The sequence below is a fragment of the Paludisphaera borealis genome (genome assembly GCF_001956985.1).
In the GTDB taxonomy this organism is placed as follows: Bacteria; Planctomycetota; Planctomycetia; order Isosphaerales; family Isosphaeraceae; genus Paludisphaera; species Paludisphaera borealis.
In genome coordinates this window covers 3591048-3606792 of sequence record NZ_CP019082.1, presented here as the reverse complement: position 1 = coordinate 3606792, position 15745 = coordinate 3591048, and the positions used below count along the sequence as shown (strand labels likewise).

Sequence of the window (15745 nt, the reverse complement as noted above, 5' to 3'; positions counted from 1 at the left end):
AACCCGGAGAGACCCGATGCGCTCCTTCAAGCTCTCGCCGGGATTCGCAAGACTTTGGGGGCCTCTCGTCGGGCTCGCCCTGGTCGCGGCCCTGGTCGTCCCCGCGATCTACTGGGCCGAGCGGTCGAGCCTCGACGCCTGGTCGCGCAAGACCGAGCGGTTCAGCCCGAAGGAGCCCGTTCGGCACATTTTCCAGTTCGAGGGGTTGGGGACGCCTGCGACGATCTCGACCGCCGAGGCGACCCTTGCCGACGACGAGCCGGTTATCGGCATCGGGGCCGCGGGCAAGTTTCGCGCTTACCATGAGCGCTCCATGAGCGGCAAGACGCGCCACGTCCTCAATGACGTACTCGGCGGCAAGGCCGTCACGGTCACCTACTGCGACATCGCCGATTGCGCCCGCGCGTACGGCGGCGTCGAGCAATCAAGCCCGCTCAACGTCGCCCTGGCGGGCCTCGACGCCGGCGGGATGCTTCTGAGCGTCGGCAACGTCGTCTACTACCAGAAAACGGCCGAGATCGCCGACCCGGTCCGCGACAAGGCCGCCCCGCCCTTCCCCTACGCCTCGTTCCCGCTGACCCGAACAACCTGGGGCGAGTGGAAGTCGCGTCATCCCGAGACCGACGTATTCGTCCACGACGCTCCGAAGACGCCCGACCGCTGACCCGACCGCGTCTCAGACCTCCAGCGATGCGAATTCCGGGGCGTAGCGCGCCAGGCCGGCACCCTCGGGGAGCGAGCCTGGGATCAGCTCAAGGGCCTGGAACGCGTCGCCGCCGCCGTACGCGTCGGACAGACCGAAACCGCGGGCCGGGCGGAAGCCGAAGCGGGCGTAATACGCGGGCTCGCCCAGGACGACGGCCCAGCCGACCCCGGCCGACCGGCTCGCGGACAGGCCCGCCTCGATGAGCTGGGCGGCGATTCCCGGGCGCTGGTGGCTCGGCAGGACCGCGACCGGTGCCAGGCCCGCGCCGATCGCCTCGGTTGCGGTCGAGACCGGGCTGAAGGCGACGTGCCCGACGACCTGGCCCTCGACCTCGGCGACCAGCGACGCCGTGAGCCGCCCCGCCTCGCGCAGAACCCTCACCAGTCGCGCCTCGGCGATCGTCGGAAAACCGGCGGTATGGACGGTGTCGATCGCCTCGAAATCCTCGGGCCGCTCGGGTCGGATGATCGTCATTGTCGAGTTCCGCATCGAATTCAACTTCAACCGACCCTCTTGGTCCGCATCGCCGCGACGACGGAGATTCCCTCGATCGATCCGTCGGCGAACCGCTGATAGGCGGCCGTTTCGACGCCGTAGATCGCGATCCGTCCTTCGGCGTCGTGGTGGACGCCCCAGCCGTGCTTCTTGGGAAGCGGCGAGGCCCGCATGCACGGGTGAGGCTTGGCGAACAACGCGTCGCGAATCTCGCCGGCCCGCGCCTTAGCCTCGTTCGCCGACAGGCCCGAGCGGCGGACGTGCGTCGCGAAGATCAGATCTTCGAGCGTCAGCGTGTAAGGGGCGGCCGTCAACAACTCATGTTGGATGACGGCGATCGTCGGACTCGCCCCCTCCTTCGTCGTCGGCGCAGTCCCGGCCGAGGCCGGAGAGTCCGGCGCGATCACGACGAAGGTGTTGGTGATCGGCTTCATCCCTGCGTCCTCCCTGGAGTCGTCGCGGAATCCAACTCGGTTCGCGACGGGATCATCCCACATCGGGCGCCGACCGGCAATCTCGACCAAGGCTGCCGTGTGCAACCGTTAGATCAAGAAGATTCCGCAGATCCGGCTTGGTAGCCTTCCAGGATGGCGAGCCGTAGTACATTAGAAGTTGGCAGACGCTCGCGTCTTCTCGGGTCTTTGACAAGCCGCACGTTGGACGCCGCGACGCGTCGCGTGTGAAAAAACGCGCGAACAAAGCCATGTCCCCGACCGGTCGTCGTCGAGGCGGATGCACCGGCCGAAACCGTCGGGGGGCCAGACGCCGACGCGGTGGATCGGAGTGTTCCGCGCGATCGAAGCCAATCTTGGGGGACGAAGCAAAGGTCGATGCGGTAATAGCTTGCGACGCGGATTCTGCCGTTTCGCCGGTGCGAACGAACCCAAATTCCGGGCCGCCCGCACGGCCGCGTTCGAGGCCATCGAGGCCGGTTGGCGGGCGATCGGCGGGGTGGTTCGGGGCGAGGACCGGCCGGTTTTGGGGACGAACGGACCCAATTGGAGGGCCCGCTCCGAGGGGGGGGATGTTGGGTTGTGTGGCTTCGCGGGTTCCTTAAGATGTTGAGGGTCGTGGTGGTGTTGGCGGTCGGGGCCGGCGGCTCGGGCTTTTGTGCTTTGGCAGGGGAAGTGACGCGGCATGCGCGGTCGTGGGGTGGAACCGATGAAGCGGGAGCTTTATCGCGAGGCCGTGCGGGCGACCGCCCTGGGCCTGGCGGTCAACCTCGGGCTGGGCGTGGCGAAGCTCGCGGGGGGGATCGTCGGCGGGTCGCTGGCGCTGGTGTCGGACGCGGTGAACTCGCTGGGGGACGTCTTCACGTCGTCGGCGATCCTGCTGGCGTTCCGGGTGGCTCAGAAGCCGGCCGACGCCGAGCACCCGTACGGCCACACCCGGGCCGAGGCGATCGCGGGGTCGAACGTCGCGGTGCTGGTGATCGCCTCGGCGTTGATGGTTGGCTGGGAGACGATCCGGTCGTTCCCGCTGGAGCCGTTGCACCAGCCGCCGCCGGTGTGGGCCCTGGCGATCGCCGGTGTCAACGTGGTGATCAAGGAAGCCCTGTATCAGTACAAGATCCGGCTGGCACGACGGCTCGGATCGAGCGCCTTGACCGCCAACGCCTGGGACCATCGGTCCGACGCCTTCAGCGCCCTGGCCGTGCTGATCGGTCTGTCGCTGGTCCGGATCGGCGGGCCGAAGCTCCTTTTCATGGACGGCGTTTCGGCCCTGGTGGTCGTGGCGGTGATCCTCGTCTCGGCGGCCCGGCTGCTGGTCGCGAGCGGCCAGGAGCTGATGGACGCCCAGGCCGATCAACCGTTCGTGGACGAGATCCGGGCGTTCGCCGCCGGGTCGCCGGGGGTCCGCCAGGTCGACAAGCTCTGGGTCCGCAAGACGGGCCTGGAGTACCTCGTCGACATCCATGTGCAGGTCCCCGCCGACCTGACCGTGGCCGAGGGCCACACGATCAGCCACCAGGTCAAGGACCGGCTGCTGGAGCGGTACCCGATCCTCCGCGACGTCCTGGTCCACCTCGAACCGTTCTCCGCCGCCCACGCGAATTCCAAGGCCGACTGACGCGGCGGCGGGCGAACGTCAGGGGGTGGTCCAACCTTGAATCCAGCCGCCGAACGCGAGGTAGGTGCTCCAGGGGTAGACCGTGGACCTGGCGAGGGTCAGGTTCCCGTAGTAGAGGTCGTTCTTAGAGTTGACCAGGGCGACCAACGGATGACTCTCCCTCTGACCGACCTCGACCCGCTTCGCGGCGCCCGTGAGGAACGTCCAGCCGGTGAAGGCGGTGTGCGACGTGAAAGTCAACGGGGCGGTCTGGGCCTGGGTGGTGTACAAGGAGCCGTAGTAAAGCTCGTCCTTGGAGTTGATCAGGTAGAGGTAGGCGTTTCCGTTCCACTGGTTGACGGTGACGTCCTTCGCGGCCCCGGTGAGGAAGCTCCAGCCGCTGAAGGTGGACGGCCCGGGCCGGATCGTGGTGCTGGTCGATGAAGCGGCCAGGTTGCCGTAGTAGAGTTCGTCCTTGGAGTTGATCAGGTAGAGGTAGGGGTTGCCGTTCCACTGGCTGACGGTGACGTCCTTCGCGGCCCCGGTGAGGAAGTTCCAGCCGCTGAACGAGGCGCGGCCGGTCGGAACCCCAGGGGTGGCCGGGTCGAAGTACAGGTTGCCGTAGTAGAGTTCGTCCTTGGAGTTGATCAGATAGAGGTAGTCGCTGTTGCGCCATGGATCGGCCTCGATCTGTTTCGCGGCGCCCGTAATGAAATTCCAGCCGCTGAAGGCGGTCCGGCCGGGCGTGGCGGAAGTCGGGCCGCCGGTGTACAGGTTGCCGAAGTAGAGTTCGTCCTTGGAGTTGATCAGGTAGAGGTACGGGCTGCCGCCCCAGTCGTTGACCTCGACCTGCTTCGCGGCCCCCGTGACGAAGTTCCAGCCGCTGAAAGCAACCTGGGGATTCGCGGTGGACGTGGTGCTGGTGGAGTACAGGTTGCCGTAATAGAGCTCGTCCTTGGAATTGATCAGGTAGAGGTACGGCTGGTTGTTCCAGAGATCGACGGAGATCTCCTTCGCCGCCCCCGTGACGAACTTCCAGGAGGTGTAATCCGTGGTGATGTCCTTGGGGTCGGGTGGACTGCCGGCGGGCAGGCGACCGACGAAAGACGACGAGGTGGTCGGGTAAGAGTAGAAGAGTTGGTCGTTCGTGTTGATCATGAAGGTGAAGGGCGTGTTCTGCCAATTAACGACGACCATCTGCTTCACCCCGATCCCATTGCCTAGCGAGCGCGGGGCGTTGTAGACGGCCTCTGGATTGGCGAGCACCTGGGGGACGCCGGCGAGCGAACCGACGGGGATCGTGCTCGCCGACATCGCGATCCGGTCTTCCAGATCTTCGAGAACAAACCGCGACGAACGGCTTCGCCTCCTGATGGAACCGCCTACTTTGCCCCGGTCACGAGTCACGTTCCATCCGGTTGGCTTTCTCATCGTCGCGATACTCCGAATCAATCGAGTAAATGAAGGTTGTTTCATTAACTTTTCGTATGGTCAGGGTGCAAGCGTTCGTATTTCGGTGCACGCTGATCATGGCTCGTTTGATATTCGAAGTCCATGGAGGCGACGCGACAGCTCGGCAGCAATCGCCGGATGCGAGCTGGTCGCGAGCAAGATCCGGCGATGGCTGTTGCATCATTAGGACACGCGTTACAGGCGAGCCGCACGAGACGGACGCCGCCGCCCGTCTGTCAGAACGGGCTCCAGCCGCTGAAGGCGGTGGCGGTCTTGTAGGGCAAGGTGGAGATCAAGGCGGTGTACAGATTGCTGAAGAAGAGGTCGTTGTTCGAATTGATCAGATACAGATAAGGATTACTCTGCCATGTACCGCCCGTGATTTGTTTCGCGGCGCCCGTGAGGAAAGTCCAGCCGCTGAATGCGGTGTAACTCGTGAAGGTGGAGGGGCCGGTTTGGGTCTGGGCGGTGTATAGGTTGCCGTAGTAGAGGTTGTCGTTCGAGTTGATCAGATAAAGGTACGGGTTGTTCTGCCATTGGCCGACGGCGACCTGTTTCGCGGCGCCCGTGATAAAGTTCCAGCCGCTGAATTTCGACGTGCCGGGTGGGATCGTGGTGCTGGATGAAAGAGCACTCAGGTTCCCGTAGTAGAGTTCGTCGTTGGAGTTGATCAGATAAAGGTAGGGGTTGCCGTTCCATTGGCTGACCGTGACCTGCTTCGCGGCGCCCGTGATGAAGTTCCAGCCGCTGAACGAGGCATGGCCGATCGGGGGCGGGAGAGTTTTCTGCGCGAAGTACAGGTTTCCGTAGTAGAGTTCGTCCTTGGAGTTGATCAGGTAAAGATAAGGGTAACCGCGCCACAGGTCGACGGACACTTGCTTGGCGGCGCCGGTGATGAAGTTCCAACCGGCGAAGAGGGTCTGACTGGGCACGGGGGGGAAGGTGGTCGAGGTGGTGGTGTACCAATTGCCGAAGTAGAGATCGTTGTTTGTGTTGATCAAGTAGATGTAAGTGTTGCCGTTCCATTGGCCGACGGTGACGTCCTTGGCGGCGCCCGTGAGGAAGTTCCAGCCGCTGAAGGCGACCTGGTTGGGCGGGAACGCGGTGCCGGTGGACAGGTTGCCGTAATAAAGGTCGTTGTTTGTATTGATGAGGTAGATGTAGGGGTTGTTGTTCTTCCCCAAGTCGACGGTGATTTCCTTCGCCGCCCCCGTGACGAAGGTCCAGCCGCTGAAGGTGTTGGCGGCCTTGTAAGGGAGAGTGGAGACCAAGGTCGTGGTCAGATGGCCGTAGTAGAGTTCGTCGTTCGTGTTGATCATGAAGACGTACGGCGTGTTGTTCCAGTTCTCGATGACGACCTGCTTCACACCGACCCCGCTCCCGATCGGGACGGGGGCGGCGAGAGGGGCGGCGGCGACGGCGGCGGTTTGGTAGCCGGCAACGACGGTGCGGGCGACGGCCTGCGTATTGGAGGGGCCGACTTCAGCGGCGAGCGAGGCGGCGGGGTCTGGAATCGTGCTCGCCGACATTGCGATCCGGTTTTCCAGATCTTCGAGAACCGGGACCGACGAACGGCTTCGCCTCGCGCCGGAAACGCCGTGGCTCGACCGATCACGAGTCAAGTTCCATCGAGGTCGCTGTCTCATCGGTACGCTGCTCCGGGCTGTCAGATGCTTGCTGGAGTGCGGCGTGGTCGCCGCTCTCATTCAACGATATCAAGGGGCGGGTCGCGGCATCCAGAGCGGCCCACGATCACGACGTCCTGGAAATCCTGAACGCGGTCGGAGGCGCGGGTGCATCCGTCGCCGCCGTCGTGGTAGATGTAGGTGACGACTGGGGACGATCGACTCTATCACCGGGGAGAATCTGATGCCGCTCACGCTTCGGGATTTTGGTGCGACGAGGACGGGATTCCGTCGGTTTCTGGTCGTCTGGGGAGTTTTTGCAACGGCCGCTTCGCTTGTGACGGCCGCCGAACCGGCCGCGAAGCTGCCCCACGTCGTCTTCATCAGCGGCGACGAGGAGTACCGGAGCGAGGAATCGCTGCCGATGCTGGCGAAGATCCTCGACAAGACGCACGGGTTCCGGGTCTCGGTCTGCTACGCGCTCGACCCGGACGGCTCGATCAACCCCGACAACCTGACGAACATCGCCGGGCTGGAGGCGCTCGACGACGCCGACCTGGTCGTCATGTACACGAGGTTCCGCAAGCTGCCCGACGCTCAGCTCGCGCGGATCGTCAAGTACGCCGAGAGCGGCAAGCCGATGATGGGCTTCCGGACGGCCTCGCACGCCTTCAAGTACGACGGCGGTCCCCACGCGGCCGAGATGAACGAGGCGTGGACCCGGAAGATCTTCGGCCAGAAGTGGATTACCCACCACGGCCACTTCGGCGACGGCAAGGAGCTGCTGACCGCTGTCTCGATCATCCCATCGGAAGCCAAGAACCCGGTCCTGCGCGGGGTGTCGCCGTTCAAGACCTACTCGTGGCTGTACCACGTCGAGGGGGGCGGCGACAGCCTCTCCGGCTCGCCTGAAAAGCTCCTCATCGGCACGGCGCTCAAGTCGGGCCACGCCAAGGAGCACGACCGGTTCCCGGTCACCAATCCGGTCGCCTGGACCAAGACCTACACCGGCAAGAGTGGCGTCCCCGCCCGGGTCTTCTTCACGACCCTCGGCCACCCGTTCGACTTCAAAGACGAGTCGATGCGCAAGCTATCGCTCAACGGCGTCTTCTGGGCGCTCGGCCTGGAGGACAAAATCCCCCCGAGGGTGTGAAGGCGGACCTCGTCGAACCCTATGAGCCCAACAACTCGGGCAACGGCGGATACAAAAAGGGCCTCAAGCCGGTCTATCTGGAGACCGGCTCGAAGCCCTGAAATCGGCGATGGGTTGGGCTTGCGGGTCAGGGGGTCTGCTCGCCGATGACCTGGAGCGGGTTGCCCGGAATGTTGGGGAAGAGGGGGTTCGGAGGCGGGACGTTGGTGGCGGGGATGCGGAGGTTGTCGTAGCCGGTTAAGTTGCCGCCGATGTAGATGACCTGGTCGACCGCCCGGCCGACCGAGAACTTGCTGGAGGTGTCGATGACGAGGCTGCCCAGGATGTAGGCCCCGACGGTAGGGAACGTCGCGGTCGAGGTGGTCCCCACGACGGTCGCGTTCAGGGAGAGGACATTGCTGCCGGTGCCGGTCCCCTTGGGCGCCTGCGAGACGAGACCGATGTCGCGGCCGATGGCGAAGTTGGCGCCGTTGGTGAGGGTGATGCTCTGGCCGACGTTGAGGAGGTTGAGGTCGCGGCCGATGTTGATATTGGTTCCGCTGAGGGTGATGCCCTGGAGGACGTCGAGCGTGTTGACGTCGCCGCCGGTAGTGATCGAGGCGCCGGGCTGGATCGACCGGAAGGCGATCCGGTCGATGGCCTGGGTGCCCATGGCGGTAATCGGGCCGGTCAGGTCGGCTGTGTGGAATCCTTCGATGGCGCCGATGTTGCCGCTGTTGATGGTGACCTGGCTCACCTGGAGGGCGTTGTTCTTGTTCGCCTGGCCGTAGGCGAAGCTGTGGGCGTAGCCCTTGCGGATCGCCTGCGGCAGCGGGTTGATGGTCAGCTCGGTGTTGGAGGTCGAGCCGTCGACGATGATGCCGACCGAGCCGTCGGCCTTGGGATAGACCCGGACGGTCCCCTGCGGCTGCGGCGTCTCGGTGGGCTGCGCGGTCTGAAGCGCGAGCGTTCCCGAGCCCTGGGCGTAGGCCCCGGCCTGCCCTTCCGCGGCGGATGTTTGTGCGGTGTTGGAGATGTACGCGAGCTGGATGCGGTAGTGGGTGCCGTCGACGGCGACCACGTTGACGGCCTGGCCGCCGCGAACCGTCTGGACGGCCGCCGCGTGGATCACGCGCGGGTTCTGGCTGATCCCCGGCGCGTTCTTGGTGAACTGCGGGAAGTTGACGACCCGAGCCGGTTTGGGGGACGGGTTCTTGAGCAGCCTCTGGGAGATGTTGAGGTACTGCCGGAGCGAGACGGCGGAGAGAACCACCCGGTCTTCGAGTCGTGCGTCGAGCGTCGGCCGGAACGCGCGCAGCGACGATCGGGACCTGTTCGTGCGTGAGACCGACATGCGACGATCCTCCGTGGTCGCGGTGGCGGGCTCGGAGAAACTCCTTCCCTGGCGGGACGAACCGGCGAGGCGGGCGAATCGACTTCGCCCGCCCAGGTCCGCCAGGACCGAGCACCGCGCGGGACGTTCGGCGCTATCCTCCGCCGAATCCCGCACTGGTCTCTGGTATCGGCCCCGAATCGGGTCGGGGACCTTCCAAACAACCCCCTCGGAGAGCCCCCTGGTCGTCGCGCGAGGGTTGTTCTCAGGGGGGCGATTGTGACGGGTGTAGCGTTCGGCCCGAAAGGAACGAGGCGGGGCCGGGACTTACAGGTCGGGGGCGTTGAAGGTGTCGCCCTGGTTGACGTCGCCGGTCTGGAGCCCCTTGCTGAACCACTTGACCCGCTGGGCCGAGGTTCCATGCGTGAACGAGTCGGGCACGACGTAGCCCTGGGCCTGCTTCTGGAGCGCGTCGTCGCCGATGGCCGTCGCGGCGCGGAGGCCCGACTCGATGTCGCCGCTTTCGAGGACGTGCCGCTTCTTCTCGATGTGGTGGGCCCAGACGCCGGCGAAGAAGTCGGCCTGAAGCTCAAGCATCACCGACAGCCGGTTGGCCTCGGCCTTGTCGGCCTGGCGCTGCATGCTCGAGATCTTCTCGCTGATCCCCAGCAGGTTCTGGACGTGGTGGCCGATCTCGTGGGCGACCACGTACGCCTGGGCGAACTCGCCGGGCGCCTTGAACTTGCGCTTCAGCTCGTCGTAGAAGGTCAGGTCGATGTAGACCTTCTGGTCGCCCGGGCAGTAGAACGGGCCGACGGCCGAGCTGGCGAACCCGCAGCCTTCGGTCCTGACCTGGTCGGAGAAGAGGACGAGCGTGGGCTCCTGATATTTCCGCCCCATCTTGGCGAACTGCTCGTTCCAGACGTCCTCGGTCATGGCCAGCGTGGCCTTGACGAACTTGCCCTGCTCGATTTCCTCGGGCGTGAGGTCGCGCTGCTTCTGCTGGGCGCCTCCCCCCCCGCCGGACCGCCGGCCCCCTGCATCACCCGGAGCAGCGGTTGGGGGTCGATCCCCAAGAACAAGCCCAGAAGGATGATGATCAGCGTCCCGATCCCGCCGCCGACCATGGCGCCCGTCGAGAGCCCGCGACGGTCCTCGACGTTCTCACTCTCACGTTCACCTTGCCAGCGCATGAAGTCGACTCCCCAGGTTGCTCGATCAAAGCCGCGGCGACGGTCCGCATTTTCGCATGGAGGGAAGCTCAAGCGAAAGTCGGGCCGCCACGGAAATCTTTCTCATTTGAAAGGTATTTCCATGCATCGCCGGAGGCAAGGGCGCCGGGCTCAATCCGCGATGGGTTCCAGCCGCTTGCATTCGACCCAGTGGATCGATCCCGCGTGCGGGCCGTCGGCGATCTGGAAGCGGGCGTCGTCGCCGTCGACGGCCAGGACCACGCCGGTCGTCCCGGCCGCCACGGTCGTCGTCTCGATCTTGGGCTGGGCCGGGGCCTTCCGGCTCGATCGGCGACCGGCGGCGGGCGTGGCCAGATCGGTCAGTTTGACCTCCGCCTCGCCGGGCTCGGCGATCAGCCGGGCCTTGCCGCCGACCTTGAGGTTCCAGAGGCCGTGGCCGACCGGCTGCGAGCAGCCGCCGCCGACCATCATCGAAATCAGGAGAAACGGGAGGAGGAGCCGCCGCATCGGGTCTCGTCTTTCATCTCGTCAATAACTATCGGACGAAACGACCTCGCCGCCGTTGGCGCTGCCGAGCGCCTGCCAGGTCGGGAGGCTGATCGAGTTTTTGATGAACTGGACGTGGCCGTCGGCGAAGAGCGTTTGCACTCCGCCCGGGTGCTTGCTGCGGGAGGTGATGTTGAGGGAGAGCTGGCTCCAGAACGGGTCGCTCTTGTCGCTGTGAGGCAGGCCGCCGCGGCAGTCGACCCGCGCGTCGTTGGGGACGCGCCGATGGTTGTACATGCTGTGCCCGGGCGCGCCGTAATGCCACTTGCTCCCCCGCGTAACCTGAAACACGAGCGACGCGGCGGGGGCCACGCAAAGCGATTGGTAGTCGGCGTCGTTGGTGATCGGCGCCCCGTTCGTCTTGTTGTCGCCGGTGATGACGAAGCCGTTGAGCGGATCGGCCGCGAAGGCGATCCCGGGCGTCGATCGAAGCGACTCGCTGATCGCCGCCGTGTTCGACAGGCCGTCGGTCAGGTTCGAGATCTTGACCGCCGTATTCTCATAGAAGACCCCATTGGGCGTGATCCCCAGCGGCTGGCCCGAGCCGTCGAGCGGGCTCGTCGTCACCGGATACACATTGCCGACGTTGAGGAGATAATTGTGCATCCCGAAGTTGGCCTGGGCGTACTGCGGAGGGCTGGGATCGCTCGGGCAGAGGAAGCTCGCGATGAAGATCGCGGCCCCGGTGGTGTTGGCCAGGTCGATGTCGGGGGATAGGTTGAAGTTGAAGGCGTTGAACACCGTCGTCAGCTCAAGCTGCGGCAGCATCTGGGCGTAGGCGCCCCAGGTGTTGCCCCGGCCGGCGATGTGGCTGTTGATCCGGCCGGGAGGGAATGCATTGTGAGCCGAGACGTAATTGTGCAGCCCCAGACCGATCTGCTTGAGGTTGTTCGAGCACTGCGCCCGCCGGGCGGCCTCACGGGCCGACTGCACGGCCGGCAGCAACAGCGCGATCAAGACCGCGATGATCGCGATCACCACCAAAAGCTCGATCAACGTGAACCCGCGAACGGCTCGATCCGACTTCATCGACGTTCCCTTTCGGAGCGGCGAGCCCCTTGTAATCCCCCTGCCCTGGAGGCACGATTCTATCAGCGTTGCGCCAGGATCATGGACGAGATGAAGATTGTATGACCTGTCACGAGGATGTTCAAGGTCCGGGCGAGGGTGGTTGGATGAGCGAGGAGCCGAGGCTGGAGAACGTGGTTCGGGCGTTCCGCGAGCGCCGGGGGTGGTCGCAGCAAGACCTGTCGGCCCGGGCCGGGCTGTCGCGCGCGGGGGTCAGTGCGATCGAGACGGGCCGGCTGGCGCCATCGACGGCGGCGGCCCTGGCGTTGTCGAAGGCGCTCGGCTGCGCGGTCGAGGACCTGTTCCGGCTCCGGTCGGCTTCGACGGTCGAGGTCGGCGACGGCCCCTGGGCCTGGCCCCCGCCGCCGTCGCGGTCGGCCTGCCGCTACTGGCGGGCGACGCTGGGAGGTCGGACCCTGGCGTATCCGGTCGAGGTCTCGCCGCTGGGACTGCCGGCGCACGACGGGGTGTTCCGCGACGGCGTGTTCGAAGACCTGCCGCACGTCGACGCCGACCGGACGCTGGTCGTGGCCTGCTGTGATCCGGCCGTCGGGCTGCTGGCCGAGGCTTTGGCCCGGACTGACGGCGTCCGGCTGATCGTCCTGAGTCGGTCGAGCCGCTCGGCCCTCGATCTGCTGTCCCGCGGCCTGGTCCACGCGGCGGGCGTCCACCTGGTCCGGGCCGACGACGCGGCTGGGAACATCGACGCGGTGCGAGCCGCCGAGCCGGATCTCGGCGCGTTCCGCCTGCTCCGAGTGGCCGACTGGGACGAGGGGATCGCCCTGGCTCCGTCCCTGCGGGTCTCGACGTTCCGCGAGGCCGTCCGGTCGCCGATCCGTTGGATCAGCCGCGAGGCGGGCTCGGGCGCCCGCGCCTGCCTGGACGAGGTCTTCATGGAGGCCGAGGGGGGAACGCCGCCGCCGTCGCTGGGGGCCGCCCGCGACCACCGGGGCGTGGCCGCCGCGATCCGCGACGGCTGGGCCGACGCCGGCGTCTGCCTGCGACTGGCCAGCGACGAGGCCGACCTCGCGTTCCTGACCGTCCGCCGCGAGGCCTACGACCTCTGCTTCCCCGATTCGCTCGACGCCGACCCGCGCATCCGGGCGCTCGTCAAGGCCGTCCGGTCGACCCCCTATCGCCGCCTCCTGGCCGACCTCCCCGGCTACGACGCCTCGGCGACCGGCTCGCTTCAAAAAGCGCGCGGGCCGCGCGAGCGAGCGACGTGACTCGACATGAGCTTTCGTTAAGCTCTGCTAGCCCGGGAGAATCGTTGTAGGTAATCTAATCGGTTCGGTGGAGCGTCCTCGAACCTCGCTCTCCCAACGACGCAACCGCTTGGCTTCGATGAGCGAAGCGGTTTTTCTCGATCTTCCCAAGTGGAGAAACTGGATGAAGAGCCTGATCTGCGGTGTGAGCATGCTGGCCCTGGTCGTCGCGGGTGGACTGGTTTCCCGGCAGGCCGGAGCGGCCGACGAGTCGGTCACTTCGGAAGTGGTCATGAAGAAGCTGTTCGCGGGGAAGACCTCGGCGAGCGGCATTCTGAAGGCTGAGTTGAAGGGCGAGAAGCCCGACTGGGCGAAGGTCAAGAAGGCGGCTGAGACGTTCACCAAGTACGGCCCGGCCCTCGGCAAGAACGACGCGCCGCGCGGCGAGAAGGCGTCGTGGGACAAGCTGACCAAGGCCCTCGCCGACGCTTCCAAGGAGCTCGAGACGGCCGCCAAGAAGGAAGACCTCAAGTCGGTCCGCGAGACGGCCGCCAAGATCGGCAAGTCTTGCAAGGGTTGCCACGACGCGCACAAGCCGGAAGACTGACCCCGCTCGTGTGGCGAGTCGAGAGTTTGTTTTATAGGCAACGACTGATGGGTGGCACGGGGTCGGTTCGCCGAACCCGTGTTTGACGGGCTGCGGCTGGCGTCCACGGGTTCGATCGAACCCGTGCCACCCCGATTCAAGGGCATGAGCCACTCCCGTTGCGACCGGCACCGAACCGATCAGGGGTAGAAGCGGCTCTCGCGGTAGCTTTGCCCGCCGGGGTACATGCCGGTCAGCGCGTCGGGCTTGTTGATGCTCTTGGCGTGGCCGTCCAGGAACAAGACGTTCGAGCTGCCGTGCCGGTCCCAGGGAATCCAGGTGTCGAGGACGTCGGTGCCCAGCCAGATGTCGTAATCGTCCTGGCGCGGGTCGCCGGCCACGGGGCTGGCGAGGATGCCCGCGGCGTTCCGCTCGTTCATGATCACGAAGTTCGAGGTCCCCATCTCGTACTGGAACCTCTGGAACGAATACCGTCCGTACCGCCGGGTCTTGTGCGTCAGCAGCGAGTTCATCAGGTAGCTGGTGCGGTCGGACACGCCGTCGACCAGTTGGGTGTCGGGGTCGGTGAACGGCTGAGGGTACGAGATGTCGGACATGCACCGGAAGATCTTGGCGTCGGCGACCTGCACGCCCCCGTGGGCGATCGCGTCGTTGGCGTACGCCGAATTGACGTACGGCATGATCTTGTCCTCCCAGTAGATCTCGGCGAACGATTCGGCCGCGCTGGTCTCGGACAGGACGTCGGCGTTGAACGGATGATGGAGGAAGAACTGGCCGTTCCAGTCGTCGAAATATTGCATGAACCCCAGGCCGATCTGGTGCATGTGGCTCTGACAGTCCATCCGCCGGGCCGCCTCGCGGGCCCCCTGCACAGCCGGCAGCAAGAGCGCGATCAAGACGGCGACGATCGCGATCACGACCAGAAGCTCAATGAGGGTGAAGCCGCGTCGGATCATGACTGAGGACCTCGGGAAAAGTCCGGTTGAGTGTGAAGTCTTAGGAATTCGTAATAACAAATCCTGGGCGGGTCTTCCAGGGGCCAGGCTCCGGCGGTCGATTTCTTGGGGCGCAACGGGGTCGATGGGTATTCGGAAAGGCGGCGGGCGATGCAGTATCCGTTGATTTCGACGAAGGCCGCGCGGTTCACCGAGAGCGTGATCCGGGGGATGTCGATCGAGGCGAAGAAGTACGACGCGGTGAACCTGGCGCAGGGGATGCCCGACTTCCCCGCGCCTCAGATCCTCAAGGACGCGGCGTGCCGGGCGATCCAGGACGACGTCAACCAGTATGCCGTCACCTGGGGGGCGCACGACCTTCGGCACGCGATCGCCGACCACGCCGGCTGGCACCTGGGGCTGACGGTTGATCCGGAGACCGAGATCACGGTGACGTGCGGTAGTACCGAGGCGATGCTCGTGACGTTGATCTCTTTGATCAACCCGGGCGACGAGGTGATCCTGTCGCAGCCGTTCTACGAGAACTACTGGCCCGACTGCGTGCTCGCCGGCGCGACGCCCCGGTTCGTGCCGGTCCGCCCGCCGCACTGGAAGTTCGACCCCGACGAGCTGGCCGCCGCGTTCAACGACCGGACCAAGGCCATCGTGCTCTGCAACCCGAACAACCCCACCGGCGCGGTCTTCACTCGCGAGGACCTCGAACCGATCGCCGCCCTCTGCCGCAAGTGGGACGTGGTGGCGATCACCGACGAGATCTATGAGCATATTCTCTTCGACGGTCGCGAGCACGTCGCGCTGGCGAGCCTCGACGGCATGCACGAGCGGGCGGTGACGGTCGGCGGGATGTCGAAGACCTACTCGGTGACCGGCTGGCGGGTCGGCACAATCCTCGCGAACCCGACGCTCACGAAGACGTTCCGGCAGATCCACGACTTCGTGTCGATCGGCGCGGCGGCCCCGCTTCAGGAGGCCGGCGCGGTCGCCTATCGCCTGCCTCGGGCGTATTACGACCATCTGGCCAGCGACTACCAGGCCCGCCGCGACCGCTTCTGCAAGGTGCTCTGGGAGGTCGGCTTCGAGTTCGACGCGCCCGAGGGGGCGTATTACATCATGGCCGGGATCGGGCCGTTCGGGGCCGTCGACGATGTCGAGTTCGCCCGTCGCCTGGTTCGAGAAATCGGAGTGGCGACGGTGCCGGGGTCGAGCTTCTTCCAGGACAAGGAGCTGGGCCGCGCGTACACCCGGTTCTGCTTCTGTAAGCGCGACGCCACCCTCGACGCCGCCGCCGAGCGCCTTCGCGCCCTCCGGGTCATTGTCTGAGCCGGGCCTGTCGAGCACAATCGAAGCGGGTTGATCGACACCTCGTCACGGGAGACTT

14 protein-coding genes and 1 pseudogene are annotated in these 15745 nt (G+C 65.7%); 6 read left to right on the top strand and 9 right to left on the bottom strand.

The features are described 5' to 3' along the window. Nucleotides 1-16 precede the first annotated feature (16 nt). Nucleotides 17-664 carry a DUF3179 domain-containing (seleno)protein gene (locus BSF38_RS13985; RefSeq protein WP_076346544.1) on the top strand — a complete coding sequence of 216 codons (648 nt, stop codon included), beginning with the start codon at nucleotides 17-19 and terminating at the stop codon, nucleotides 662-664. Nucleotides 665-676: 12 nt separating this feature from the next. Here the strand turns inward: BSF38_RS13985 and BSF38_RS13980 are convergent, their stop codons facing one another. Together BSF38_RS13980 and BSF38_RS13975 are read right to left on the bottom strand one after the other, a co-directional pair. Next, entirely contained in the window at nucleotides 677-1180 is a 504-nt protein-coding gene (locus BSF38_RS13980) for a GNAT family N-acetyltransferase (RefSeq protein WP_076350880.1), read from the bottom strand. 26 nt (nucleotides 1181-1206) lie between these two features. Beyond that, nucleotides 1207-1635, bottom strand: a complete 429-nt coding sequence (locus BSF38_RS13975; protein WP_076346542.1) for a DUF6157 family protein — start codon at nucleotides 1633-1635, stop codon at nucleotides 1207-1209. 727 nt (nucleotides 1636-2362) lie between these two features. On the opposite strand from BSF38_RS13975, the gene BSF38_RS13970 reads away from it, so the two are divergent. Continuing rightward, nucleotides 2363-3271 carry a cation diffusion facilitator family transporter gene (locus BSF38_RS13970; RefSeq protein WP_076346540.1) on the top strand — a complete coding sequence of 303 codons (909 nt, stop codon included), beginning with the start codon at nucleotides 2363-2365 and terminating at the stop codon, nucleotides 3269-3271. An 18-nt stretch (nucleotides 3272-3289) separates the two neighbouring features. On the opposite strand, the gene BSF38_RS13965 is transcribed toward BSF38_RS13970, so the two are convergent. Together BSF38_RS13965 and BSF38_RS13960 are read right to left on the bottom strand one after the other, a co-directional pair. Next, nucleotides 3290-4564 (bottom strand): hypothetical protein, encoded by a 1275-nt coding sequence (locus tag BSF38_RS13965; protein ID WP_076346538.1) that lies wholly within the window; start codon nucleotides 4562-4564, stop codon nucleotides 3290-3292. A gap of 374 nt (nucleotides 4565-4938) precedes the next feature. After that, nucleotides 4939-6231: a hypothetical protein gene (locus BSF38_RS13960; RefSeq protein ID WP_076346536.1), complete on the bottom strand. Its 1293-nt coding sequence runs from the start codon at nucleotides 6229-6231 to the stop codon at nucleotides 4939-4941. Between the two features lie 340 nt (nucleotides 6232-6571). Between BSF38_RS13960 and BSF38_RS13955 the strand changes: the two genes are divergently transcribed. Continuing rightward, nucleotides 6572-7480 (top strand): ThuA domain-containing protein, encoded by a 909-nt coding sequence (locus BSF38_RS13955; protein WP_210405721.1) that lies wholly within the window; start codon nucleotides 6572-6574, stop codon nucleotides 7478-7480. 127 nt (nucleotides 7481-7607) lie between these two features. Here the strand turns inward: BSF38_RS13955 and BSF38_RS13950 are convergent, their stop codons facing one another. The 4 genes and pseudogenes from BSF38_RS13950 to BSF38_RS13935 all read right to left on the bottom strand — a co-directional run bounded on the left by BSF38_RS13950 (nucleotide 7608) and on the right by BSF38_RS13935 (nucleotide 11560). Further along, complete coding sequence (locus tag BSF38_RS13950) at nucleotides 7608-8813, bottom strand: autotransporter outer membrane beta-barrel domain-containing protein (protein ID WP_076346534.1); 1206 nt, start codon at nucleotides 8811-8813, stop codon at nucleotides 7608-7610. Between the two features lie 306 nt (nucleotides 8814-9119). Further along, nucleotides 9120-9985: pseudogene (gene ypfJ / locus BSF38_RS13945) on the bottom strand (KPN_02809 family neutral zinc metallopeptidase). Between the two features lie 150 nt (nucleotides 9986-10135). Continuing rightward, nucleotides 10136-10492 carry a hypothetical protein gene (locus BSF38_RS13940; protein WP_076346532.1) on the bottom strand — a complete coding sequence of 119 codons (357 nt, stop codon included), beginning with the start codon at nucleotides 10490-10492 and terminating at the stop codon, nucleotides 10136-10138. 21 nt (nucleotides 10493-10513) lie between these two features. Then, a complete protein-coding gene (locus tag BSF38_RS13935) occupies nucleotides 10514-11560 on the bottom strand; it encodes a DUF1559 domain-containing protein (RefSeq protein WP_076346530.1) in 1047 nt (348 codons plus the stop codon). Between the two features lie 146 nt (nucleotides 11561-11706). Here BSF38_RS13935 and BSF38_RS13930 point away from each other — a divergent pair, with 146 nt between their 5' ends. Both BSF38_RS13930 and BSF38_RS13925 read left to right on the top strand, forming a co-directional pair. Continuing rightward, complete coding sequence (locus tag BSF38_RS13930) at nucleotides 11707-12825, top strand: substrate-binding domain-containing protein (protein ID WP_076346528.1); 1119 nt, start codon at nucleotides 11707-11709, stop codon at nucleotides 12823-12825. Between the two features lie 163 nt (nucleotides 12826-12988). Then, entirely contained in the window at nucleotides 12989-13411 is a 423-nt protein-coding gene (locus tag BSF38_RS13925; protein ID WP_076350878.1) for a cytochrome c, read from the top strand. 179 nt (nucleotides 13412-13590) lie between these two features. Here BSF38_RS13925 and BSF38_RS13920 read toward each other — a convergent pair whose 3' ends face one another. Further along, nucleotides 13591-14367, bottom strand: a complete 777-nt coding sequence (locus BSF38_RS13920) for a DUF1559 family PulG-like putative transporter (RefSeq protein WP_076346526.1) — start codon at nucleotides 14365-14367, stop codon at nucleotides 13591-13593. Nucleotides 14368-14517: 150 nt separating this feature from the next. Between BSF38_RS13920 and BSF38_RS13915 the strand changes: the two genes are divergently transcribed. Next, on the top strand, nucleotides 14518-15687 hold the full coding sequence (locus tag BSF38_RS13915; protein ID WP_076346524.1) for a pyridoxal phosphate-dependent aminotransferase: 1170 nt from the start codon (nucleotides 14518-14520) through the stop codon (nucleotides 15685-15687). The last annotated feature ends 58 nt before the right edge of the window (nucleotides 15688-15745 follow it).

Bases quoted from the DNA above. Each gene is read 5' to 3' on its own strand.
- BSF38_RS13985 (WP_076346544.1), top strand. From the start codon at position 17: ATGCGCTCCTTCAAGCTCTCGCCGGGATTCGCAAGACTTTGGGGGCCT.
- BSF38_RS13980 (WP_076350880.1), bottom strand. From the start codon at position 1,180: ATGACGATCATCCGACCCGAGCGGCCCGAGGATTTCGAGGCGATCGAC.
- BSF38_RS13975 (WP_076346542.1), bottom strand. From the start codon at position 1,635: ATGAAGCCGATCACCAACACCTTCGTCGTGATCGCGCCGGACTCTCCG.
- BSF38_RS13970 (WP_076346540.1), top strand. From the start codon at position 2,363: ATGAAGCGGGAGCTTTATCGCGAGGCCGTGCGGGCGACCGCCCTGGGC.
- BSF38_RS13965 (WP_076346538.1), bottom strand. From the start codon at position 4,564: ATGTCGGCGAGCACGATCCCCGTCGGTTCGCTCGCCGGCGTCCCCCAG.
- BSF38_RS13960 (WP_076346536.1), bottom strand. From the start codon at position 6,231: ATGTCGGCGAGCACGATTCCAGACCCCGCCGCCTCGCTCGCCGCTGAA.
- BSF38_RS13955 (WP_210405721.1), top strand. From the start codon at position 6,572: ATGCCGCTCACGCTTCGGGATTTTGGTGCGACGAGGACGGGATTCCGT.
- BSF38_RS13950 (WP_076346534.1), bottom strand. From the start codon at position 8,813: ATGTCGGTCTCACGCACGAACAGGTCCCGATCGTCGCTGCGCGCGTTC.
- BSF38_RS13940 (WP_076346532.1), bottom strand. From the start codon at position 10,492: ATGCGGCGGCTCCTCCTCCCGTTTCTCCTGATTTCGATGATGGTCGGC.
- BSF38_RS13935 (WP_076346530.1), bottom strand. From the start codon at position 11,560: ATGAAGTCGGATCGAGCCGTTCGCGGGTTCACGTTGATCGAGCTTTTG.
- BSF38_RS13930 (WP_076346528.1), top strand. From the start codon at position 11,707: ATGAGCGAGGAGCCGAGGCTGGAGAACGTGGTTCGGGCGTTCCGCGAG.
- BSF38_RS13925 (WP_076350878.1), top strand. From the start codon at position 12,989: ATGAAGAGCCTGATCTGCGGTGTGAGCATGCTGGCCCTGGTCGTCGCG.
- BSF38_RS13920 (WP_076346526.1), bottom strand. From the start codon at position 14,367: ATGATCCGACGCGGCTTCACCCTCATTGAGCTTCTGGTCGTGATCGCG.
- BSF38_RS13915 (WP_076346524.1), top strand. From the start codon at position 14,518: ATGCAGTATCCGTTGATTTCGACGAAGGCCGCGCGGTTCACCGAGAGC.